The organism is Vineibacter terrae, from assembly GCF_008039615.1.
GTDB classification, from domain to species: domain Bacteria; phylum Pseudomonadota; class Alphaproteobacteria; order Reyranellales; family Reyranellaceae; genus Vineibacter; species Vineibacter terrae.
Genome location: NZ_VDUZ01000037.1, coordinates 12,730 through 33,898, shown reverse-complemented (window position 1 = coordinate 33,898; position 21,169 = coordinate 12,730). Strand labels below are relative to the sequence as shown.

The window sequence follows — 21,169 nt, the reverse complement described above, 5'->3', positions numbered from 1 at the left end:
CACCTTCGCGCTTGCATGACGGACGGGACCATCAGGCGCAAGGCCTCACATGTGCGAGGGCAGGAACGTGGCCAGCACCGGCAGCGCGATGAGGATCGCCAGGCGCAGGATATCGGTGATCACGAACGGCAGCACGCCGTAGAAGATCGTGGAGATCTTGACGTCCTTCACCACGCTCTTGATGACGAACACGTTCATGCCGACAGGCGGGTGGATCAGGCCGAGCTCGACGGTCATGACGATGATGACGCCGAACCAGATCGGGTCGAAGCCCAGCGCCTTGATCACGGGGAAGATGATCGGGATGGTGAGGATGATCATGGCCATCGCATCCATGATGCAGCCCAGCACGAGATACATCACCATGATCAGGATCAGCACGCCGTAGCGGCCCAGCCCGAGGCCGGTCAGGAAGGACGTCACCTTCTGCGGTGTCTGGGTGATGGTCAGGAAGTAGCCGAACAGCAGGGCGCCGATCAGGATGGTGAAGACCGCGGCCGTGGTGCGCACCGTCTCGACGCAGGACTGCCAGAAGCCGGCGCGCGTCAGCCGGCCACGCAGCAGGGCGATGATGAAGGCGCCGCCGGCGCCGGCCCCGGCCGCCTCCGTCGCCGTGAACAACCCGCCGTAGAGGCCGCCGATGATGAAAAGGAACAGCAGGGTCACGGCCCAGATGTCGCGCAGCGCGGCGGCGCGCTCGGACCAGGAGCTGCGTGGCCCGGCGGGCAGGAAGGCCGGCCGCGCGGCGCCGATGATGTTGATGGTGATGATGTACATCGTCACCGCCACGAGCCCGGGAATGATGCCGGCCACGAACAGCTTGCCGATATCCTGTTCGGTGATCAGGCCATACACGGCCAGCACCGTGGAGGGCGGGATCATGATCCCCAGCGTGCCGCCGGCGGCGACGACGCCGGTGGCGAAGCTCTGCGGGTAGCCGTAGCGGCGCATCTCGGGATACGCCACCGACGAGAAGGTGGCGGCAGTCGCCACCGAGGAGCCGCAGATCGCCGCGAAGCCGCCGCAGGCGGCGATGGTGGCGATGCCCAGGCCGCCCTTGAAATGGCCGAGGAAGCTGTTGGCGGCGCGGAACAGCTCGCGGCTCATGCCCGAGGTGGATGCCAGCGCTCCCATCAGCAGGAACATCGGAATGACGGCGAACTCGCCGGACGTGGCGGTGCGGATCGGCGACTGCGCCAGCAGGTTCATCGCCGGCCCGGGGCCGGCGAGATAGCCGAACCCGACCAGGCCCACGAAACCCATGGCGATGCCGACCGGCACGCGCAGCAGCATCAGCGCGAACAGCGCCACGAAGCCGATGACGGCGACACCGTCGGGGCTCATGGCCTGCATCTCCCGGGCGCGCCACAATGCGTTGATGGGAAGAAGAAGGCTGGTGCGCGTCGGCTCGATGGCAGCATGCGCCCAGTCCTACTCCAGCGGCTGCGGGTTCGCGTGGCGCACCGCCCTGTCAGGGCGCAGCAGCAGCCGGACTGTCCGCACCGCCAGGAGCAGGATGGCTGCCGCCAGCCCGATCCAGGCGACGAAGTAGAATATCCAGACCGGCAGGCGCAGGTCGAAGGTCTGCACGTTGTCGTTCAGCGTGCTCAGCACCTTGACTGCCATCATCCAGGTGAAGGCGCCCAGGCAGGCAAGCGTCAGCAGGTCGGCGAACACGTCCATGGCGCGCTTCAGCGCCGGCGGCGCCACGCTCCACAGCAGGTCGACAGTGATGTGCTCGCCGCGGTAGCTCGCCCCGGCGATGCCCCAGAAGATCAGGATGCCCAGCAGCAGGCTGCCGAAATCGTAGCTGTCGGGAATCTGCCAGGCGAAGATGTAGCGCAGTATCACCGATACGAAGGTGATCGCGGTGACGACGGCAAGGAACACCGCCGCCGTCATCTCGATCGCGTCGATGAAACGGTCGACCGGACCGCGGGTCATGGCAACGCCTTGTCGCTCAGTAGGCCGCCTTGTATTTGGTCAGGCTCTCCTGCAGCTCCTTGAACACGGCGTCGGGGTCGAGCCGCACCTTGCGCACGCCGTCGGCCCAGTTCTTGTGCAGCGGCTCGGCCGCCTTGCGCCATTCGGCCAGCTGCTCGGCGCTGACGCCGTAGACCTCGTGGCCGGCCTCGGCCTTGATCTTGCCGCGGCCGGCGGCCTCGAAATCGGCCCATGGCGCCGCCACCTTGAGCGCCCACTCGTTGGTGCAATGCTCGTCGATCACCTTCTTCTGCGCCACCGACATCGAGTCGTAGCGCGACTTGTTCATCACCCAGGCGAAGGTGGTGACGTAGAGCGGTACGTCCATGTGGTACTTCACCACCTTGTCGATGCCGAACAGGGGCACCGAGCCCCAGGGGAAGGTGACGGCGTCGGCGACGCCCTTCTCCAGAACGTCGCGCACTTCAGGCGCGCCGGCCTGCACGTTGGTGCCGCCCAGCTGCGTGACGAAGGCCGCGATGGTGGCATGTGCCGGGCGGATCTTCATGCCCTTGATGTCGCCGGGCACCATCACCTTCTTGGTGCGCGAATGGATGGCGCCCGGGTCATGCACGAAGCCGAGGCAGAACTTCACGTCCTTCATCTCGGCGGCGGCATATTTGCGATACCAGGCGTCGAGCGCCTGCGAGCCGCCCTTGGCGTCGGCGATCAGGAACGGCAGCTCGCCGGCGCCGATCACGGGGAAGCGGCCGGGCTGGTAGCCGGGGTTGATGTAGGTGACGTCGGCGATGCCGTCGCGGGCCATGTCGTAGTGGTCGAAGGCCTTGCCCAGCTGCTGCGCCGGGAACACCTTGTACTTGATCGAGCCGCCGGAGGCCTTCTCGATCGAGGCGCCCCAGTCCTCCATCGCCTTCTGCAGCGGGTGCGACGGCGGCACCCAGTGCGACAGGCGCAGCTCGATCGGCTTGTCCTGCGCAGCGGCGGTGCCGCCCAGGCCCAGCGCCGCCAGCGCGCCCAGCATGATGGCTCGTAGCTTCATCGTTTCCCTCCCATCTGTCGCTCGGCAGTTCATCCGCCGATGTCGATCACCCCATTGCGTGTCTCAGCTGTCCCCCACGTCGTCGTTGAGCTCGGCCGCGATGCGGCGCAGCAGCCGGATCAGCCGCGGCTTCTCTGCCGCGCCCACGATGCGGTCAAGGCTGCGGTCATGGGCTTCGGCATGCCGGGTGAGGCCGGCCAGCACGCGCTCGCCGGCCGGCGTCAGGCTGAGCGCATAGGTGCGTCGATTGGTCGGCAGGCGCTGGCGCAGGATCAGGCCGCGCCGCTCCAGCGCGTTGAGCGCCGGCGTCAGGCTCGACTTGTCGCGGCCATCGGCGCGGCTGAGCGCCGTCTGGCTGATGCCGGGATTGTGCCGGATCAGCGTCAGGACGGCGAACGTGCCCGGGCTCAGCTCGGTCTGGCCGACACGCCGCGCGAAGGCCTGGAACGAGGCGTTCTGCGCCATGCGCAGATGGAAGCCGATATAGTCGGCGAGCGGTCCGATGGTGGCGGCATCGCCCGCGGCGCCAGCGCTCGGCGCCGCGACCACGGACTTGCCCGGAACGGCGCGCCGCGGCAGGCCGTTTGCTCTCGCCATCTCTTGCCCTTCGACCAGCGGACAGGCCCCGATAGTGGGCCCAAAGACAGTTTTATGTCCAACAATAATCGCAACTGTCCCGCAAGCGGCCCCTGTCATCCCGAGCGCAGCAAGGGACCTCCTGCGAATGACGCACCGTGCGCCGGGCCGCGGGAGATCTCTCGCTGCGCTCGGGATGACAGTGATCAGGCTTGCGCCAGCTCGAGCAGCACGTCCAGCAGCACGGCGGCGCCGGCCTCGAGGTCGGCCGGCGCCGTGTACTCGGCGACGTTGTGGCTGAGGCCCGTCACGCTGGGCACGAAGATCATGGCCGTGGGACACAGCCGCGCCATCATCTGCGCGTCGTGCCCGGCGCCCGAAGGCAGGCGCATCGGATCGTGGCCATGCGCCCGTGCGACGCGCTCGACATGCGCCACCATCGCGGCGTCGAACACCACCGGCTCGAAGCGCGCCAGCCGCCGGCGTTCGACGGCGGCACCCTCGGCCTGGGCGACGCTGTCGATCGCCGCGAAGGTGCGCTGCTCGGCCTGCCGCAGCAGCGCCTCGTCGGTGTTGCGCAGGTCGACGGTGAAGCGCGCATGGTTGGCGATGACGTTGATGAGGTTGGGCCGCAGCTCGCTGACACCCACGGTCCCGACCTGCGCGCCGCCCATGTCATGCGTGAGCTGACGCACATAGGTGGCCGCGGCGGCGGCGACGTAGCCGGCGTCGTGGCGCAGGCGCATCGGCGTCGTGCCGGCATGGGCAGCGGTGCCCGACACGACGAACTCGTGCCAGGAGATGCCCTGCACGCCGGTGACGGCGCCGATGGTGCGGCCGGCTTCCTCCAGCACCGGGCCCTGCTCGATATGCAGCTCCACGAAGGCGCGCGGCCGGATGGTGCCGGGCGCCGCCCTGCCGCGATAGCCGATACGCTCCAGCTCGTCGCCCAGGCGCAGGCCGGACGTGTCGGTCGCGGCATAGGCTTCCTGCAGGCTCAGGCCGCCGGCATGCACCAGGCTGCCCATCATGTCGGGCTGGAAGCGCGCGCCTTCCTCGTTGGTGAAGAACGCAACGCAAAGCGGGTGCCGGGTCACGAGGCCGGCGGCATCGAACGCGCGGCACACCTCGAGGCCCGCCAGCACGCCGTAGTTGCCGTCGAAGCGGCCGCCGGTGCGCACCGTGTCGATATGCGAGCCGGTCATGACAGGCGGCCCATCCTCGCGTCCGGCGCGGACGGCGAACACGTTGCCGATGGCGTCCACCGTCACCGCCAGGCCCTGCGCGCGCATCCAGCCGACGACCAGGTCGCGGCCGTCCTTGTCGGCGTCGGTGAGCGCCAGGCGGGCGCAGCCGCCGCCGTCGATGGCGCCGACGCGGGCCAGCGCGGCCAAGCGGGCATGCAGATGGATGCCGTCGATCACAGGCGTGGTGGTCATGGGACGAGGACGCTAGAGCATGTTCACGGCGAAGGCGATCGGTTCCTGCCGCCGGAGCACCACCGTTGGCCGGGCCGCGCCGCTCCAGCGGCGCTCTTCTCTTCTCTGCAATGGGAAGCTGAAGATGCGCCGCGGGAGCGGCGCGGCCCGACCGGCGCGTGATCTTCGCCTTGCCGAGGGGGATGGCCGCGGGCAATAAGCAGCCGCATGAAACGCGATTTCCCCCATGTGCCGCTGTCGTTCCACGAGCATCCGCCGGCGGAGATGTGCCGGCGGGCGCGGTCCTTCGCCGATGACCTGATCCGGCGGCGCACCGTGCGCGACTTCGCTGACCGGCCGGTGCCGCGCGACATCATCGAGGCCGCGATCGACGCCGCGCGCCACGCGCCCAGCGGCGCCAACCATCAGCCCTGGCATTTCGTGGCCGTCGCGGACCTGGAGATCAAGCGCCGGATCCGGGCGGCGGCGGAGACCGAGGAGAAGGCCTTCTATGCCGGCCGCGCCGCGCCGGAGTGGCTGGAGGCGCTCAAGCCGCTGGGCACCGACTGGGAGAAGCCCTTCCTGCAGGTCGCGCCGTGGCTGATCGTGATCTTCGCCGAGCAGTGGGGCCGTTGGCCCGATGGCCGGCGGCGCAAGAACTACTACGTGCCCGAATCGACCGGCATCGCTGCCGGCTTCCTGCTGGCCTGCCTGCACCATGCCGGGTTGGCGACGCTCACCCATACACCCAATCCGATGGGCTTCCTGGGCGAGACCCTGGGCCGTCCGAAGAACGAGAAGGCGATCATGATCGTGGTCGCGGGCTATCCGGCGGCGGATGCGGTGGTGCCGACGCACGCCCTGCAGAAGAAGCCGCTGCCGGCCGTCGCGACGTTCCTGTGAGCGGTGCATCTGCCATGAGCAAGAACACCTTCATCGTGATCGTCGGCGTGGCGATGCTGTCGAGCGCGATCGCGGTCTACTACGTCTACGGCGCCATTCCCGGCGTGCTGGTGCTGGTCGCGAACTCGTTCCTGCTGCGCTGGATCCGGCACAACGTGAAATAGACGGCGCCGCGGCTACATCGTGCCGGAGCGCCGCAGGGTCGCGGCCTGGGCGGCCGAGACGTCGTCGAACAGCTTGGAATCGACGGTGCCGGTGACCGGCAGCCCCTGCGCCGACTGGAATTCGCGCGCTGCCGCGACAGTGCGCGGGCCGACCACGCCGTCGGCCGGCCCCACGTTGTAGCCCAGCGCCCGCAGCCGGGCCTGAAGCTGCACCACCTCCTGGTACGTCAGGGCACGCGGCGGCGGCTGCGGCGCGGGCGGGACGTCGGCCTTCGGCGGTGGCGCGGCCGCGGCCTGCGGCGGCGGCGGCGGTGGCGCCGATACCGGAGGTGCCGGCGGCGCGGGGATGGGCGCAGCGGTCGGCACCGACATCGTGGTCCGCGGCTGCGGCGGTTCCGGCCACAGGCTTGGCGAGGTGGCTGCAACCGCGATGGCTACGGCTGCCGTTACGGCCACGACCCAGTGCCAGGCCTGCAGACCTTGCGGCTGCGCGCTTCTGGACAGCACCGACAGGCGCCGCGAGAGCTCTGATTGCGTGGAGCGGGCCGCTGTTGCGGTGTGCACGCCGCTCGCCTTCAGCCATCGGCCGGTGCGTCGCGTGCCGTGGGCGAGGGCGACGGCAGCCGCGCCAGCACCTGCGCCGGCCATGCGCAGGCCGGCTCGTGTCCCCGTGCGCATGCGGGCAAAGAACCATGCCGCGGCGGTCGCCATGGCCCGGCTGGCGGCCGGCGGCCGGGCCGGACGCGGCGGCGATGCTAGCGGTTCCGGCGCCTCGGCGCTCGGAATGAGCGGGCGGCCCCACTCCTGGGCCGGCGCAGCCGCGTCGGCGGGGCGGCGCATCGTGTCGGCCTGGCGCGCCGGCGTGGTGGCGAGCGGTGGTGGTGCCGCTTCCCGGGCCGGGGGCGTGGCAGACCAGACAGGGACCTTCGACAGCGCGACCGGCTCGGACCAATGCGCCGTCATCTCGTCATCGGCCGGCGCGCGGCGCGATCCCAATGGTGGCCATGCCGGCACATGCAGCCGCGACAGCGGCTCGGACCAGTGCGCGGCGCTGCCGTCATAGGTCGACTCGAAGCGGATCAGCGGCGCGCCGCCGCGATGGGCCGACAGCCGGGCCACGATATCGGCAATGGTTGCCAGAGCCGGTGCCGCCGGCGCCGCAGGCTCTTGCCGTGCCGGTGTGGGCGGCGCCGGCGGGGCGGCGTCGGTCGCCGGTGCAGCCTGTGCGATCGAAGGCTCGATCCGCGGCATCGTAGGCCGCGATGCCGGCGGGGCGGCTGGAGCCGTCCTTGCTGCGGGCTCGGGCTTCGGCGGCAAGGGTGCCACTGGCGGAGGCGGCGCAGCCTGTGGCGCTGTCTTCAGGGCCGGCGGCTCTTGCCGCGCCGATGCGGGTGGTGGCGCCGGCGGGGCGGCGTCGGTCGCCGGTGCAGCCTGTGCGATCGAAGGCTCGATGCGCGTCGTCGTGGGCTGCGATACCGGCGGGGCGGCTGGAGCCGTCCTTGCGGCGGGCTCGGGCCTCGGCGGCACGGGTGCCACTGGCGGAGGAGGCGGCGCAGCCTGTGGCGCTGCCTTCAGGGCCGGCGGCTCTTGCCGCGCCGATGCGGGTGATGGCGCCGGCGGTGCGGCTTCGGCCGCCGCTGCAGTCGTCGCGATCGAGGGCTCGATGCGCGGCGTCGTGGGCTGCGATGCCGGCGGGGCGGTTGGAGCCGTCCTTGCGACGGGCTCGGGCCTCGGCGGCAAGGGTGCCACTGGTGGAGGCGGCGGCGCAGCCTGTGGCGCTGCCTTCAGGGCCGGCGGCTCTTGCCGCGCCGATGCGGGTGATGGCGCCGGCGGTGCGGCTTCGGCCGCCGCCGCAGTCGTCGCGATCGAGGGCTCGATGCGCGGCATCGTGGGCTGCAGTACCGGCGGGGCGGCCGGAGCCGTCCTTGCGACGGGCTCGGGCCTCGGCGGCAAGGGTGCCACTGGCGGAGGCGGCGGCGCAGCCTGTGGCGCTGCCTTCGGAGGCTCATGCTGCGGCGCCGCCGGGGGCGGTGGGGCTTCGCCCACCGGCGTTGCCTTCGCGACAGGCGGCTCGAGTCGCGACGGTGCGGACGTCACTTCCTGCGATCGCGGCGCATCGATTGCCTGCGGGGTGGGGGCGGCTGGCGGTTCTTGCTGCGCCGGCACAGGGGGCGTCGCCGGTGGTACGGTCGCTGGGGTGGCCACCACCTGCGACAGCGGTAGAACCTTGAGCGGCGGCGGATCGCTTGCCGGCGCAATCTGCTGGGGCGCAGGTTGCGCCACAGCCGCAGGCGGATGGGCTGGCGCCGTTGGCTCGACTGGCGGTCGGGCTGTCGCCTCTGCTGCCGCCGGGCTCGGCGGCCGGTCGATCATCTTCGCCGGCGCCTCGACGGAAGCGGGGCTCGCGGGTGGTGGTGCCGGTGCGATCACGACGGGTGGCAGCGGCGCCGGCAGGGTATCCACGAAGCGGGTGAACGTATCGGCGACCGCTTCACAGGCTGCACGATCGCTGAACCGGTAGGCTTCATCGAAACCCGTCGGCAGGGTGACCAGCAGCTCGCCGTCTTTCGTGGCCAGCACACCGCCCGCCGGCGCACGCGCGGCGCGCGCCGACATGAACACGTCGCGCACGTCATGCAGCGCCAGGGTGCCCCGGCGCGCGGTGATCGCCACGAACCACGGGAAGATGAAAAGAGTCGCACCGTTGTCGTGACGCAGACGCACCGGTGCGATCTCGCTGACGATCGTCTCGAGTCCGGGGTCATGGCCGACGGGGTCGGTTGCCGGTGCATCGGCGCTGGTGCGCAAGGAACGGGCACGCATCGCGCCGTCCGCCGTGGCGGCATTGGCATGCGCGGCGTGCAGCGTATTGAAGCGCTGGGCAAACTCGCCGAACAATGTCCGCGCCCGGGCGTCGATGTCGAAAAGCGCATCGACCACGGTGTCGTCAAGCTGCCGCTGAAGCGAATCGATCTCCTCGACGAGGGCGTTCAGCCGGGCTTCGTCCATGTCAGGAGCACGGCGCGTGAGGCGGCCGAACACTGGCCAGGCGCGGCGGTCCAGCCCGCGCTCGATCTCATGGGCCATGCGCTCGCGTGTCGCGATCTCGCGGCGCAGGCCTTTGCGCTGCTCGTCCGTTTCCCGTGCCGCTGCGATGAGCGTCTGCAAGTCGAACTTGCCGCGCTGGCGTACTGCGGGCGTGCGCGGTGCCGGCGGGCGCGGCTCGACGGCGCGCCGCGGCGGCGGCAGCGGGGCGCGAACGGCGGGCGGCGTGGCTGTCTTCTCGCGTGTCGCAATCGGCCTGTCGCGCAGCGCGGTCGGCTTGGGCCGTGCCGGCGTCAATGGCGCGGCCGCGCCGGTGCGCAGCTGCGCTGGGCGAGCGGGCGCCGGCGGCGGTTCGGGTGGGCCAAGGTGCAGGATGCGGCCGCGGCGGACGCCGCCGATTTTCGCGTCGCCAGTGGCGCCCGGCGCCGCGGCAGGTTGTGCCGGGGCGGCTGGTGTCGGGCCGAGAGTGATCCGTGCGCCTGGATTGGATTTTTCCCGATCGCTCGATCTGAGCACCATCGCCTCTGCCCCTCGCGGTCAACACCGTGCCCGGCAGGATCGCGCCAACCGGACACAGGCTCGCAACGGAAACGATTAGCGCAGCTTCCAGTGAAGCACCGGGGGTCTTTCTGTGTCCGCTTTCCGGGCGATCAGGCGGCTTGCGGCAAAGCTGCGGCGGCGATGAGGCGCTCGTGTGGCAGCACGGTTCCCGTCGGGATCTCCGGTTGCCGGGCCAGCGCGGCATAGAGCGGCGGGAAGTCGACCTGCGTCGCGTCGAAAAGCTGCCGGAAGTCGTCGAGCACGAAGTAGGTGCGCTGCAGCTTGTCGATCTCGTAGGCGGTGCGCATCACGCGTCCGGCGTCGAACGCGATGCGCGCCGGCACCGGCGAGCCGATGGCGTAGAGGGTCTCCTTGGCCGACGAGATGATGCCGGCGCCGAACACCTTGACGCCTTCCTCGCTGCGGATCAGCCCGAACTCGACCGTGTACCAGTAGAGCCGCGCCAGGCGATGGATATTGGCCGCGCCGGCCTCGACGCCGCGCTGGCCATAGGCCTGCATGTAGTCGGCGAACACCGGGTCGGCGAGCAGCGGCACATGGCCGAAGAAGTCATGGAACAGGTCGGGCTCGACCAGGTAGTCGAGCTCGTCGCGCCGGCGGATCCAGACCGTCACCGGGAAGCGCCGATGGGCGAGATGGCCGTAGAAGACGTCGTCGGGGATCAGGCCGGGCACGCCCACGACCCGCCAGCCCGTGCGCCGCGCCAGCGCGTCGCTGACCTGGCTGAAATCGGGGATGCGCTCGTCGATGTCGAGCTGCGCCAGGCCGCCGAGGAACTGCGGGCAGGCGTGCTGGCGCGCCAGGCCGGATTGGCGGCGCAGCAGGGTGCGCCAGATGTCCTGCTCCTCGGCGCCGTAGCGGCGCGGGTCCTGCGGCACGGTCCAGTCGGCTTGCATCCGGCTGTAATCGCCGCGCAGGCCGGCAGTGGGCGAAGGTGAGGGCTGCAACATGGCGTGCTCCTTGACGGGCAGCACGATACGCTTGGCCTGCGGAGTGAATCCCTGCGAATTGATATCTCCCGAGGGCTATGGTGAGTTAAAACAACTCACGTGGGGCTTCGTCGGAGAGAAGTTTGCCATGCCCGATCTGGATGCCATCGATCATCGCATCATCACCGAGCTGCAGCGTGACGGGCGGCTGCCGATCGTCGAGCTGGCCGACCGGGTGGGGCTGTCGGCGACGCCCTGCCTGCGCCGCGTCAAGCGACTGGAAGCCGATGGCGTGATCGTGCGCTATGCCGCGCTGGTGGACACGCGCCGGCTGGGGCGCGGCGTGCAGGCGCTGGTCGAGGTGACGCTGGAGGATCATTCCGAGGCTGTCGTCGAGGCCTTCGAGGCGGCGATCCGCGATCGGCCCGAGGTGGTGGCCTGCTTCGCCATGACCGGCGAGATGGATTTCCTGATGCTGGTGCAGGTCGCCGACCTCGAAGCCTACAGCGCCTTCGCCTTGCGCACGCTGCTGCGCATGCCCGGCGTCAAGGGCAGCCGCTCCAGCTTCATCATGCAGACCATCAAGTCGGACCTCGCCTATGCGCCGATGCCGCCCGCCCGGGAGCGGCATCCGCGTTGAGGCAAAGGTCAGGCCGTCACATCACCGGCATGGCGGCGCAGCGCGCGGGCATAGCGCGGCATGACCTCGGGCATGAAGGTGCCGCCCGGCGGCGGTCGGCCGACGCCGAAGACATAGCCCGGGAAGTCCAGTGTCTTCTGTACTGCCCAGATCGCATCGTGCGCCTCCGGCGGCAGGATGCGCGGCGGATCACCGACAGCGACCCAGCCGATCGGCACCACGGAGTCCGGCGGCAGGATGGTGCGCAGATGCACGATGCCGTTGATGCGCACGGTTGTGCGGGCGCCGATCCGCGCCCCGTTGAAGACGCGCGTGCCGGCAGCCAGGAAGACGTTGTCGTCGACCGCGCAGCCCACGGCGTAGGCCTGCGGGCCGATCAGCACGTTGTCGCCGGCCATCATGGGATGGTGCGCCGTGGCGCGCACGACGGCGTTCTCCATCACCACGCAGTTGTTGCCCAGCCGCAGCGTGCCGCCGTCGGCCGTGACCACGGCGCCGAACAGGATCGCGGTGCCGTCGCCGATCTCGACATCGCCGCAGATGGTGGCATTGGGGGCGATGTAGACATCGCGCCCGATGCGGGGCCGCTTGCCCTGGTGCTCGACGATCATCTGTTCCTCCTCAGAGCTTGGGGCGGACGAATGGGCCGTCAATGGCGGTGGCGGCCGTGCCGACGGGGCAGCCGCCGTCGCGGCACAGCCCGTGATCGCAGAAGCGGCAGATGCGCCGGGCGGCGGCGCGGCCGGCGGTGAAGGCGGCGAGCAGGCCGGGCAGCGCTGCCTCCAGGCCGGCGCGCGCATCACGTCCCAGCGTCGCCAGCGCCGTGTCGAGGACGGTCAGCCGCCGGGCTTGCAGCGCCTTGGCGCGGCGGCGGCCCGTCGCCGTCAGCGCCAGGGGCACGGCGCGTCCCTTCTTCTCGAGCCGGCGCACCAGCCCGGCCGCCGCCAGCTCGTCCACAAGGCGCACGGCCGCCGACTGCGACAGGCCGACCACGGCGGCCAGCTCCAGCGCCGCTATCGGCTCCCATTGCGCGATCGTCAGCAGCGCCGCCGCCGCGCTGGGCGACAGGTCCGCCTCTTGCAGCGCATCGCCGACCGCCACCGCCAATGCCGCCAGCAGATTGGCTGTCCGTAATAAATGCATGCTGCATACATTAATATATCCAAGGCCGAACGCAAGCGGGGTTTCAGGCTTGTGCGGGAAACCCGGCATGATGCCGGCTTGCCGTTGCAGATTCGTGATGGGCGCGAGCCTGCAGCCCGTGGCGCGGTGGCAGCAGGCTTGCAGGCGTGGCTGTGGTGCTCGGCGACGCCCGGCGCCATCCTGGGGTCATGAAAAGTGTCCTTCCTCTTCCTCGCATCGTGTCGCTCGAGGGCTGCTCCAACTTCCGCGACCTGGGCGGCTACCGAACCGTCGACGGGCGGCGGGTGCGCCACGGACTGGTGTTCCGCTCGGCGCATCTGGGTGGCCTGACGGCGGCCGACCGCCGCACCCTGGCCGGCCTGGGCGTGCGCACCATCGTCGACCTGCGCGGCATCGCCGAGGCCGCCGAGACGCCACATGCCATAGACGGCCTGAGCGCCAGCGTGCTGGCGGCCGCCATCGAGCCGCGGGTCGGCGAGCGCATCCGGGCCGCGCTGGATGAGGGCCGCGCCACGCCGGAGCTGATCGCCGGCCTCATGGCTGATCACTATCGCGACTACCCGCAGCGCGGGTCGCCGGCCTATCGTACGCTGTTTGCAGCGTTGTCCGATGGCGTGCGCCGGCCGCTGGTGTTCCACTGCACAGCCGGCAAGGACCGCACCGGCTTCGCCGCGGCGCTGCTGCTGTCGGTGCTGGGCGTGCCATGGGAGACGGTGGTCGAGGACTATCTCCACACCAACGTGGTGTGGACCGGGCATGTCGGGCGCTATCCCGAGCTCGATGCGCTGACTCGCGCCGCGATGATCGAAGCGCGTGCCGATTACCTCGACGCCGCCTTCGCCGCCCTGCGGACCGATCACGGCGATGTCGATACGTTCCTCAAGGCGGCGCTCGGGGTCGAGGCGGCCCGCCTGCGCGCGGACCTGCTCGAGGACTGATTTTCCCGCCGTGCCGGGGCGGCGCCGCCATTAGGCGCCGCTGCCGATGATCTGCGCGTAGAGTGGCCGGTCGATGTTGCCGCCGGACAGGATCAGGCCCACGGCCTTGCCGCGCATCAGGTCGCGTTCCTGCAACAGGGCGGCCAGGGCGCAGGCGCCGGCGCCCTCGGCGAGCTGGTGCGTGTCCTCGTAATAGAAGCGCATCGCCGCCATGATGGCGCCGTCGCCGACCTGCACGATGCGCTCGGCGTTGGCGCGGATGATGTCCAGCGCCAGCGCGTCGGGGCCGCGCACCGCGACGCCGTCGGCGAAGGTCTCGGCGGCATTGGTGGCGACCGGCTTGCCGGCGGCGAAGGAGAGCGCGTAGGCCGGCGCGCCTGAGGCGACCACGCCGACGATGCGGGTCTTCAGCCCGAGCGCGTTGCGGGCCGCGATCATGCCGCAGATGCCTGAGCCCAGCCCGATCGGCACATAGACCGTGTCGAGGTCCGGCGCGGCCCGCAGCAGCTCCAGCGAGTAGCTGGCCACGCCCATCACCAGGTCCATGTCGAAGGACGGCACCATTTCCAGGCCGCGCTCGGCGGCCAGCGCCATGGCCGCTTCCTTGGCGGCGTCGAAATCGTGGCCACGCTCCAGCAGCTCGGCACCGAAGGCCCGCATGGCGGCGTTCTTCTCCACCGAGTTGCCATGCGGCACGACGATGGTGGCATGGACGCCGGCGCGCCCGGCTGCGAAGGCGATGCTCTGGCCGTGATTGCCGCGCGTGGCGCTGACCACGCCTTTCACGTGCGGGCGCTCGCGCTTGAGGCGATCCATGTAGGCCAGCCCGCCGCGCACCTTGAAGGCGCCGATCGGCGTGTGGTTCTCGTGCTTGACCCAGACCGTGCAGCCGGTGCGCCGGGCCAGCAGCGGCCAGGCGTATTGCGGCGTCGGCGGCAGCGCCGCGTAGACGATCCTGGCGGCGGCTTCGAGCTCGGCAAGGGACGGGAGAGCGACCATGGCATGACCTCCTGTGCCGGGCTTACCCGCGCACGCCGACGGCGATCAACCGCTACCTTGTGTCATGACAATCGCGGGAGCATGAGTCAGTCGCCGTTGCTACCCTGCGCCGGACAATCGTCTCGTTCCGTCGGGGGAGTTTAATGCGCCGGATCCAGGGCTTGCTGAGCGGGGTGTGGCAGGCAACCCGCATCTACGCGCTCGTCTTCGCCGGCGGCTGGGGCCGGCCGCGGCTCTACGTGTTTCTGCTCACGCTCTTCCTGCTGGTCGGCGTGGTGCTGGTACTGATCGGTGTCGATCTTGAGGATGCCGACCGCTGGCTCGACCGTCAGGGCGGCTGGCTGGCGGCCCTCGGCAGCGCCGCCCTGAGGGTTGTGTTCGGCCTCGTCCTTCTGGGATGCGCTGTAGCCGTGCTGGCGGGCCTGTATCAGCGCCTGCCGGGGCGGCGTCAGGTGCCGGTCTGGGACGGGAGGAAGGAGCGCCGGCGCACGCAGAGCCGGCAGGGCGATGGGCGGATCGGCTGGGGCATGATGATCCTGGCGCTGGTCATCGGCTATTTCGCATTCATCGGCACCTTCGGGCGCTATTAGGGCGCTGGAACGGGCTCGCACAGGGCAGCAGGCGTCCCCTATGATGGCCGCGTTTTGCCGGACGCGCCGTGCCTTCGGCAGGTTCATGGAGTCGCTGGGATGCCCGTGATCGGCCGTGTGCTTGAGATGCAGGAAGAGCTGTCGCGCATCCGTCGCGACATCCACGCCCATCCCGAGCTGTGCTTCGAGGAGCAGCGCACGTCCGACGTCGTCGCGGCCAAGCTGGCCGAATGGGGCCTCGAGGTGCATCGCGGGCTGGCCAGGACCGGCGTGGTGGGCACGCTGCGCAAGGGCAACTCGCCGCGCGCCATCGGCCTGCGCGCCGACATGGACGCGCTGCCGATGCAGGAGGCCAACGACTTTGCGCATCGCTCCACCCACGAGGGGCGCATGCATGCCTGCGGCCATGACGGCCACACCACCATGCTGCTGGGCGCCGCCAGGTATCTCGCCGAGACGCGCAATTTCGAGGGCGCCGTGCATTTCATCTTCCAGCCGGCCGAGGAAGGCGGCGGTGGCGGGCGGGTGATGGTCGAGGAGGGGCTGTTCGACAAGTTCCCCTGCGATGCGGTGTTCGCGATCCACAACAAGCCCGGCATCGGCATCGGCCAGATCGCCACCAGGCCGGGGCCGCTGCTGGCGGCGGCCGACCGCTACGACATCCGCATCAACGCCCGCGGCGCGCATGCCGCCTATCCGCATCTGGGCGTCGATCCGATCGTGATCGCCTCGCAGATCGTGCTGGCGCTGCAGGGGATCGTCAGCCGCAACGTCGATCCCGTCGATTCGGCGGTCGTCACCGTCGGCTTCATCAAGGGCGGCTCGGCCTACAACGTGATCCCGCCGGAGGTGCACCTGGGCGGCACCGTGCGCACCACGACGCCGGCCAATCGCGACCTCGTCGAGCGCCGCATCCGCGACATCTGCGCCGGCGCCGCCACCATGCACGGCATCGAGATCGCGGTCGACTACCGGCGCGGCTATCCGCCGACGGTGAACCATGCCGACGAGGCGGCGTTCGCGGCCGAGGTGGCGGCCGAGATCTGCGGCGAGGCCAACGTGCAGCGCAACATCAGGCCGGCGATGGGGGCCGAGGACTTCTCCTACATGCTGAACGCGCGGCCGGGCGCCATGGTGTGGCTGGGCAACGGCCCCGGCGAGGGCGGCTGCATCCTGCATAACCCGCGCTACGACTTCAACGACATGGCCATCCCCTTCGGCGTCAGCTTCTTCGTGCGCCTGGCCGAGCGGTTCCTCGAAGCATGAGCTTCCTTGCCGTCTATGCCCGCGTGCTGCGCCAGCTGGCGCCGGAGCGCTGGCTGGCGATCGCGCTGGCGGTGGCCAACATCGCCGTCGCCGGGCTGCAGTTCCTCGAGCCGGTCCTGTTCGGCCGCGTCATCGACACGCTGAGCAGCGCCGCCGGCCGGCCGGCCGAGGCGGTCTGGGCCGACGCGATGCACATCCTGGGCCTGTGGATCGTGATCGGCATCGGCGGCATCGTCGCCAACATCCTGGTGTCGCTCTACGCCGACCGCATGGCGCATCGCAACCGGCTGGCGGCGATGGCGCGCTATTTCGAGCACGTGCTGTCGCTGCCGTTCGCCTTCCACAACGAGCAGCATTCCGGCCGGCTGCTCAAGATCATGCTGCAGGGCGTCGACAACCTGTTCGGCCTGTGGCTCAGTTTCTTCCGCGAGCACCTGGCCACCGCGGTGGCGCTGTTCGTGATGCTGCCGCTGTCGCTGTTCATGAACTGGCGGCTGGGCCTGCTGCTGATCGCGCTGATCCTGTTCTTCGCCGTGACCAATGCCTGGATCGTGGCGCGCACCGACCGGCTGCAGCGCGAGGCCGAGGAATACCATTCGCAGCTCGCCGGCCAGGCCGGCGATGCGCTGGGCAACGTGCACCTGATCCAGAGCTTCGTGCGCCTGTCGCACGAGACGCGGATGCTGCACGAGACCATCCGCGGCCTGCTGTCGGTGCAGTTCCCGGTGCTGAACTGGTGGGCGCTGCTCAGCGTCATCACGCGCGCCGCCGCCACCGTGACGGTGCTGGCGATCTTCATGCTGGGCACCTGGCTCTACCTCGCCGGCCAGGCCACGGTGGGCGAGATCGTGAGCTTCATGGGCTTCGCCACCATGCTGATCGGACGCATGGAGCAGGCTTCCAGCTTCGTCGCCCGCGCCTTCTTCCAGATGCCGGCGCTGGGCGACTTCTTCAACGTGCTGGAGACCGAATCGACCATCCGGGAAAAGATCGGGGCCCAGGATCTGGGGCGCGTGTCGGGCGCGGTGACGTTCGACAATGTCAGCTTCTCCTATGACGGCCGCCGCCCGGCGCTGCAGGATTTCAGCCTCGCGGTCGCGCCCGGAACCACCGTGGCGCTGGTCGGACCCACCGGCGCCGGCAAGAGCACGTCCATGGCGCTGCTGCACCGGATGTGGGACCCGCAATCCGGCGCCATCCGCATCGACGGCATCGATATCCGCGACGTCACCCTGGCGAGCCTGCGCCGCAATATCGGCGTGGTGTTCCAGGACAACACGCTGTTCTACCGCTCGATCGCCGACAACCTGCGGGTCGGCAAGCAGGACGCCACCGACGCCGAGCTGGCCGAGGCGGCGCGCCTGGCCGAGGCGCATGACTTCATCGAGCGCCAGAGCGACGGCTACAGCACCCGCGTCGGCGAGCGCGGCATCACGCTTTCGGGCGGCGAGCGCCAGCGGCTGAGCATCGCGCGGGCACTGCTGAAGAACCCGCCGATCCTGATCCTCGACGAGGCCACCAGCGCGCTCGACGCGGTCACCGAGGCCCGCATCCAGCGGGCGCTGAAGACCTTGATGGCGGGGCGCACGACCTTCGTCATCGCGCATCGGCTGTCGACCATCCGCGACGCCGACCTGATCGTGGTCTTCGACCGCGGCCGCGCGGTCGAGATCGGAAGCTACGACGAGCTCGTGGCCAGGGATGGAACCTTCGCCCGGCTGGTGGCGACGCAGCAGTCGGGCCTGCTGCAAGGCACCGAGATCCGCCGCTTCCTCGACGATCCGGTGAGCGAGGCGGCGCCGGCCCGGCCGTGACACGCCGCCCAGGGCGATCCGCGCCGGTCCCGCTCGGCCGGGCAGGGCGATCGCATATGGAGGCATCGGTGCTGGCCTTGCGGAGACGCGGCACGGCCGCGGGAGAATCCGGCCCGGATCTCGAACGGTCATGGCCGGGTAGCACCGCTTGCGCTACGGTGCGCGCTCACGTCAAGCAAGGCTGATGGTTTGATGGCCAGCGCCTCCATGTCCGCCACAGCGCCGGTGAAACCCCAGATCGTCATCGTCGAGGACGATGACGACTTCCGGGAGCTGCTGGTCGAGCTGGCCGTCCGGCTGAACTTCACCGTCAGGGCGGCGGCTTCCGGTGAGGAGCTGTTCTGGCTGCTGCGCATGCACGCGCCCGACGCGCTGGTGCTGGACCTGCGCCTGCCGGATACGGACGCGATCGAGATCGTGGGCAAGCTCGGCGATTATTCGCTCAAGCCCTACGTCGTCCTGATGAGCGGCGAGGACGAGGCGATCCTCGATGCGACCGAGGAGCTGGCCAGGAGCAGCGGCCTGGAGGTTGTCGGGACCCTGGCCAAACCGTTCTCCGGGCGGGAGATGCAGCGGCTCCTCAACGCCATCAAGACGCAGATTCCCGACCGCGGCAGCTATCAGGACCAGAGCCTGATCACGCAGCTGAAGCTCGGCATCCCCAACGACGAGCTGGTCCTGCACTACCAGCCCAAGCTGAACTTCAGCGACCACTCGATCGAAGGCGTGGAAGCGCTGGTGCGCTGGAACCACCCCACCCACGGGCTGCTCGGGCCGCTGGCTGAGTACTCGGAGGTCATCATCCCGCTCACCTGGTCGGTGCTCAAGAACGCGATCCGCCAGCACGTGGCCTGGAAGCGCGACGGCATCGTCCTGCCCGTTTCGATCAACGTGTCTGCGTCGTTCCTCGACGCGGCGGAGACCGCCGATGTCATCCTGAAACTCCTGCGCACGCAGCGCTGCGCGCCGTCCGACCTGACGCTGGAGCTGACCGAGGCGGAGGTGGCCGGGAACCCGACCGCGGCGCTCGATATCCTGGCCCGACTGCGGCTCCACGGCATCCGCGTCGCGATGGACGACTACGGCATCGGCTTCTCGGACCTGGCGCAGCTCCATCGCTATCCCTTCACCGACATCAAGATCGACCGGTCGCTGGTCAACAGCCTGGAAACCGACCCCCGGGCGCGCCAGACCGTCGACAAGGTGATCGACGTGGCGCGCGGCCTCGGAGTCAAGATCACCGCCGAGGGCGTCGAGACCGCCGACCAATGGCGGCTGCTGCACGAGATCGGGTGCGACATGGCCCAGGGCTTCCTGATCTCCCGCCCCCTGCCGGACCGCCAGCTGCGGGCCTGGCTGGCCAACGGCATCCGGTGCCTGGCGCTGCCGCGCTGACCAGCTGACCGACGCAGGCCGCGTCTGGCTGCCGCCGGGCCGGCCGCACTCCTTCCGCAATGTCGGCGACTGCCCGGTGCACGTCACCGGCTTCATGTGCGTGACCGGCGCCGCCTGAGGCTCAATCCCCGAACAGGGCGTCCAGGCGCAAGCGCGTGATCAGCCCGACTTCCGCCAGCGCCGTGCCGATCTCGGTGGCGCGGTCGTTGCCCAGCCGCGCCTCGCAGGCGGCCAGGATCGACTCCTTGGTGTGGCGCTTCACCGCCACGATGAAGGGGAAGCCGAACCGCTCGCGGTAGGCCCGGTTCAGGCGGTCGAAGCGGTCGTATTCGGTGTCGCTGAGGCGGTCCAGCCCGGCGCCGGCCTGCTCGCGCGTCGAGTCGGCCGTCAGGCTGCCGGCCCGCGCCGCCTTGCCGGCGAGGTCGGGATGGGCCTGCAGCAGCGCCACCTGCTCGTCGGCGGACGCCGCCGCCACCACCGCCATCATCGCCTGGTGCAGGCCGGCCACGCCGTCGAACGGCCGCGCCGCCCAGGCGCGCTGCGCGATCCAGGGCGAGTGCTCGAACACCGGCCCGACCCGCGCCAGGAAGGCGTCGTGGTCGAGCGCGTTGATATCCGACATCGTCATGCTTGTGGACAGTTCCGGGAAGGGGACGCTGGCAGCATGTTTGCATAGCCTCCGGCGGGCGGCTAGTTTGGCCGCAACGGCGCCGCGTGAGAACGATCAAGGGGCAAGCGCCGGACGCAGGGGACTTTCGCGGGAGATCGTCGACGATGAGCATCACCTCGACCACGCGGCGCGCCGCCCTGGGCGCCCTGCTGGCCGCTGGGCTGGCGCTGCCGGCGCAGGCCCAGACCGCCATCAAGTTCACGCTGGACTGGGTGTTCCAGGGCCCGACCTCGCCGTTCCTGGTGGCGCTGGAGAAGGGCTACTACAAGGCCGAGGGCCTCGACGTCACCATGGACCCCGGCCAGGGCTCGGCCGGCGCCGTGCAGCGCGTCGCCACCGGCGCCTATCAGGTCGGCTTCGCCGACGTGAATTCGCTCATCGAGTACAACGCCAAGAACCCCGGCAAGGAGATCCTCTGCGTCTTCATGGGCTACGACTTCCCGCCGTTCGGCGTCTATGCCCTGAAGAAGAGCGGCATCAAGGGGCCCAAGGACCTCACCGGCAAGAAGCTGGGCGCGCCCGTGTTCGACGCCTCGTTCCGGCTGTTTCCCGCTTTCGCCAAGAAGAACGGCATCGGCAAGACCGACCACATCAACCTGACGCCGCAGCTGCGCGAGCAGAGCCTGGTGCAGGGCACGGTGGACTTCATCTCCGGCCACTACTTCTCGTCGGTCCTCGACCTCGAGGCGCGTGGCGTCAAGCTCGAGGACCTGGTGGTGATGCGCTATGTCGACTACGGCATGGACGTCTACGGCAACGGCATCATCGTCTCGCCCGAGATGCTGAGCAATCCCAAGGCGGTCACCGGCTTCCTCAGGGCGACGGTCAAGGCCTGGAAGGAGGTCATCGCCGATCCCAAGCTCGGCATCGCCGCCGCCAGGAAGCGCGACCCGCTGATCGACGAGGCGCTGGAGACGCGGCGCCTGGCGCTGTCGCTCGATACCAACATCCTGACGCCCTACGTGAAGGCCAACGGCATGGGCGATGTCGATCCGGCGCGGTTCGCGCGCGCGGTGGTCGATGTCGCGGAGGCCTTCGGCCTGCCGGCGGCGCCCGACCCGGCCAAGGTCTTCACCAACAAGTTCCTGCCGCCGCAGGCCGACCGCATGGTCGCGAAGTAAGGGCTGATCGTCGT

20 protein-coding genes are annotated in these 21,169 nt (G+C 70.0%); 9 read left to right on the top strand and 11 right to left on the bottom strand.

Annotated features, from left to right (window positions below; translation table 11 throughout):
* Positions 1-45: 45 nt before the first annotated feature.
* The 5 genes from FHP25_RS27525 to FHP25_RS27505 form a co-directional block, all read right to left on the bottom strand.
* A complete protein-coding gene (locus FHP25_RS27525; RefSeq protein ID WP_147850194.1) occupies positions 46-1,344 on the bottom strand; it encodes a TRAP transporter large permease in 1,299 nt (432 codons plus the stop codon).
* 87 nt (positions 1,345-1,431) lie between these two features.
* Entirely contained in the window at positions 1,432-1,944 is a 513-nt protein-coding gene (locus tag FHP25_RS27520; protein WP_147850193.1) for a TRAP transporter small permease, read from the bottom strand.
* Positions 1,945-1,960: 16 nt separating this feature from the next.
* Positions 1,961-2,983 carry a TRAP transporter substrate-binding protein gene (locus tag FHP25_RS27515; RefSeq protein WP_218578629.1) on the bottom strand — a complete coding sequence of 341 codons (1,023 nt, stop codon included), beginning with the start codon at positions 2,981-2,983 and terminating at the stop codon, positions 1,961-1,963.
* A gap of 63 nt (positions 2,984-3,046) precedes the next feature.
* Positions 3,047-3,580 carry a MarR family winged helix-turn-helix transcriptional regulator gene (locus FHP25_RS27510; RefSeq protein ID WP_147850191.1) on the bottom strand — a complete coding sequence of 178 codons (534 nt, stop codon included), beginning with the start codon at positions 3,578-3,580 and terminating at the stop codon, positions 3,047-3,049.
* A 185-nt stretch (positions 3,581-3,765) separates the two neighbouring features.
* The gene (locus FHP25_RS27505) at positions 3,766-4,998 is read right to left on the bottom strand and encodes a Zn-dependent hydrolase (RefSeq protein WP_147850190.1); all 1,233 of its coding nucleotides are present in this window, start codon (positions 4,996-4,998) and stop codon (positions 3,766-3,768) included.
* Positions 4,999-5,205: 207 nt separating this feature from the next.
* Here FHP25_RS27505 and FHP25_RS27500 point away from each other — a divergent pair, with 207 nt between their 5' ends.
* A complete protein-coding gene (locus FHP25_RS27500; RefSeq protein WP_147850189.1) occupies positions 5,206-5,880 on the top strand; it encodes a nitroreductase family protein in 675 nt (224 codons plus the stop codon).
* Between the two features lie 14 nt (positions 5,881-5,894).
* Positions 5,895-6,044, top strand: a complete 150-nt coding sequence (locus FHP25_RS40955; protein WP_178133821.1) for a hypothetical protein — start codon at positions 5,895-5,897, stop codon at positions 6,042-6,044.
* Between the two features lie 12 nt (positions 6,045-6,056).
* Here the strand turns inward: FHP25_RS40955 and FHP25_RS27495 are convergent, their stop codons facing one another.
* Together FHP25_RS27495 and phhA are read right to left on the bottom strand one after the other, a co-directional pair.
* On the bottom strand, positions 6,057-9,608 hold the full coding sequence (locus FHP25_RS27495) for a peptidoglycan-binding protein (RefSeq protein ID WP_147850188.1): 3,552 nt from the start codon (positions 9,606-9,608) through the stop codon (positions 6,057-6,059).
* A 131-nt stretch (positions 9,609-9,739) separates the two neighbouring features.
* Positions 9,740-10,600 carry a phenylalanine 4-monooxygenase gene (gene phhA / locus FHP25_RS27490; protein WP_147850187.1) on the bottom strand — a complete coding sequence of 287 codons (861 nt, stop codon included), beginning with the start codon at positions 10,598-10,600 and terminating at the stop codon, positions 9,740-9,742.
* A 127-nt stretch (positions 10,601-10,727) separates the two neighbouring features.
* On the opposite strand from phhA, the gene FHP25_RS27485 reads away from it, so the two are divergent.
* The gene (locus FHP25_RS27485) at positions 10,728-11,219 is read left to right on the top strand and encodes an Lrp/AsnC family transcriptional regulator (RefSeq protein WP_147850186.1); all 492 of its coding nucleotides are present in this window, start codon (positions 10,728-10,730) and stop codon (positions 11,217-11,219) included.
* Between the two features lie 8 nt (positions 11,220-11,227).
* On the opposite strand, the gene FHP25_RS27480 is transcribed toward FHP25_RS27485, so the two are convergent.
* On the bottom strand, positions 11,228-11,830 hold the full coding sequence (locus tag FHP25_RS27480) for a gamma carbonic anhydrase family protein (RefSeq protein ID WP_147850185.1): 603 nt from the start codon (positions 11,828-11,830) through the stop codon (positions 11,228-11,230).
* A gap of 10 nt (positions 11,831-11,840) precedes the next feature.
* Complete coding sequence (locus tag FHP25_RS27475) at positions 11,841-12,362, bottom strand: MarR family winged helix-turn-helix transcriptional regulator (protein ID WP_178133820.1); 522 nt, start codon at positions 12,360-12,362, stop codon at positions 11,841-11,843.
* A 188-nt stretch (positions 12,363-12,550) separates the two neighbouring features.
* On the opposite strand from FHP25_RS27475, the gene FHP25_RS27470 reads away from it, so the two are divergent.
* Positions 12,551-13,300, top strand: coding sequence for a tyrosine-protein phosphatase (locus tag FHP25_RS27470; protein ID WP_147850183.1), 750 nt, complete (start codon positions 12,551-12,553; stop codon positions 13,298-13,300).
* A gap of 30 nt (positions 13,301-13,330) precedes the next feature.
* Here FHP25_RS27470 and FHP25_RS27465 read toward each other — a convergent pair whose 3' ends face one another.
* On the bottom strand, positions 13,331-14,299 hold the full coding sequence (locus FHP25_RS27465; RefSeq protein WP_147850182.1) for a threonine dehydratase: 969 nt from the start codon (positions 14,297-14,299) through the stop codon (positions 13,331-13,333).
* Between the two features lie 143 nt (positions 14,300-14,442).
* Here FHP25_RS27465 and FHP25_RS27460 point away from each other — a divergent pair, with 143 nt between their 5' ends.
* The 4 genes from FHP25_RS27460 (at position 14,443) to FHP25_RS27445 (ending at position 19,364) form a co-directional block, all read left to right on the top strand.
* Complete coding sequence (locus FHP25_RS27460) at positions 14,443-14,889, top strand: hypothetical protein (RefSeq protein WP_147850181.1); 447 nt, start codon at positions 14,443-14,445, stop codon at positions 14,887-14,889.
* Between the two features lie 99 nt (positions 14,890-14,988).
* On the top strand, positions 14,989-16,155 hold the full coding sequence (locus tag FHP25_RS27455) for a M20 aminoacylase family protein (RefSeq protein WP_147850180.1): 1,167 nt from the start codon (positions 14,989-14,991) through the stop codon (positions 16,153-16,155).
* Positions 16,152-17,969, top strand: a complete 1,818-nt coding sequence (locus FHP25_RS27450) for a glucan ABC transporter ATP-binding protein/ permease (RefSeq protein WP_147850179.1) — start codon at positions 16,152-16,154, stop codon at positions 17,967-17,969. Before FHP25_RS27455 ends, FHP25_RS27450 begins: the two co-directional genes overlap by 4 nt.
* A 192-nt stretch (positions 17,970-18,161) precedes the next feature.
* Complete coding sequence (locus FHP25_RS27445; protein WP_147850178.1) at positions 18,162-19,364, top strand: EAL domain-containing response regulator; 1,203 nt, start codon at positions 18,162-18,164, stop codon at positions 19,362-19,364.
* A 121-nt stretch (positions 19,365-19,485) separates the two neighbouring features.
* Here FHP25_RS27445 and uraD read toward each other — a convergent pair whose 3' ends face one another.
* Positions 19,486-19,992, bottom strand: a complete 507-nt coding sequence (gene uraD / locus FHP25_RS27440; RefSeq protein WP_147850177.1) for a 2-oxo-4-hydroxy-4-carboxy-5-ureidoimidazoline decarboxylase — start codon at positions 19,990-19,992, stop codon at positions 19,486-19,488.
* A 146-nt stretch (positions 19,993-20,138) separates the two neighbouring features.
* On the opposite strand from uraD, the gene FHP25_RS27435 reads away from it, so the two are divergent.
* On the top strand, positions 20,139-21,155 hold the full coding sequence (locus FHP25_RS27435) for an ABC transporter substrate-binding protein (protein ID WP_147850176.1): 1,017 nt from the start codon (positions 20,139-20,141) through the stop codon (positions 21,153-21,155).
* Positions 21,156-21,169 lie beyond the last annotated feature (14 nt).

Excerpts from the sequence above, each read along its gene's own strand:
- FHP25_RS27445 (WP_147850178.1), top strand. The coding sequence starts at position 18,162 with ATGGCCAGCGCCTCCATGTCCGCCACAGCGCCGGTGAAACCCCAGATC.
- phhA (WP_147850187.1), bottom strand. The coding sequence starts at position 10,600 with ATGTTGCAGCCCTCACCTTCGCCCACTGCCGGCCTGCGCGGCGATTAC.
- FHP25_RS27505 (WP_147850190.1), bottom strand. The coding sequence starts at position 4,998 with ATGACCACCACGCCTGTGATCGACGGCATCCATCTGCATGCCCGCTTG.
- FHP25_RS27485 (WP_147850186.1), top strand. The coding sequence starts at position 10,728 with ATGCCCGATCTGGATGCCATCGATCATCGCATCATCACCGAGCTGCAG.
- FHP25_RS27455 (WP_147850180.1), top strand. The coding sequence starts at position 14,989 with ATGCCCGTGATCGGCCGTGTGCTTGAGATGCAGGAAGAGCTGTCGCGC.
- FHP25_RS27495 (WP_147850188.1), bottom strand. The coding sequence starts at position 9,608 with ATGGTGCTCAGATCGAGCGATCGGGAAAAATCCAATCCAGGCGCACGG.
- FHP25_RS27435 (WP_147850176.1), top strand. The coding sequence starts at position 20,139 with ATGAGCATCACCTCGACCACGCGGCGCGCCGCCCTGGGCGCCCTGCTG.
- FHP25_RS27500 (WP_147850189.1), top strand. The coding sequence starts at position 5,206 with ATGAAACGCGATTTCCCCCATGTGCCGCTGTCGTTCCACGAGCATCCG.
- FHP25_RS27465 (WP_147850182.1), bottom strand. The coding sequence starts at position 14,299 with ATGGTCGCTCTCCCGTCCCTTGCCGAGCTCGAAGCCGCCGCCAGGATC.
- FHP25_RS27470 (WP_147850183.1), top strand. The coding sequence starts at position 12,551 with ATGAAAAGTGTCCTTCCTCTTCCTCGCATCGTGTCGCTCGAGGGCTGC.
- FHP25_RS40955 (WP_178133821.1), top strand. The coding sequence starts at position 5,895 with ATGAGCAAGAACACCTTCATCGTGATCGTCGGCGTGGCGATGCTGTCG.
- FHP25_RS27515 (WP_218578629.1), bottom strand. The coding sequence starts at position 2,983 with ATGAAGCTACGAGCCATCATGCTGGGCGCGCTGGCGGCGCTGGGCCTG.
- FHP25_RS27525 (WP_147850194.1), bottom strand. The coding sequence starts at position 1,344 with ATGAGCCCCGACGGTGTCGCCGTCATCGGCTTCGTGGCGCTGTTCGCG.
- uraD (WP_147850177.1), bottom strand. The coding sequence starts at position 19,992 with ATGACGATGTCGGATATCAACGCGCTCGACCACGACGCCTTCCTGGCG.
- FHP25_RS27520 (WP_147850193.1), bottom strand. The coding sequence starts at position 1,944 with ATGACCCGCGGTCCGGTCGACCGTTTCATCGACGCGATCGAGATGACG.
- FHP25_RS27450 (WP_147850179.1), top strand. The coding sequence starts at position 16,152 with ATGAGCTTCCTTGCCGTCTATGCCCGCGTGCTGCGCCAGCTGGCGCCG.
- FHP25_RS27480 (WP_147850185.1), bottom strand. The coding sequence starts at position 11,830 with ATGATCGTCGAGCACCAGGGCAAGCGGCCCCGCATCGGGCGCGATGTC.
- FHP25_RS27475 (WP_178133820.1), bottom strand. The coding sequence starts at position 12,362 with ATGCATTTATTACGGACAGCCAATCTGCTGGCGGCATTGGCGGTGGCG.
- FHP25_RS27510 (WP_147850191.1), bottom strand. The coding sequence starts at position 3,580 with ATGGCGAGAGCAAACGGCCTGCCGCGGCGCGCCGTTCCGGGCAAGTCC.
- FHP25_RS27460 (WP_147850181.1), top strand. The coding sequence starts at position 14,443 with ATGCGCCGGATCCAGGGCTTGCTGAGCGGGGTGTGGCAGGCAACCCGC.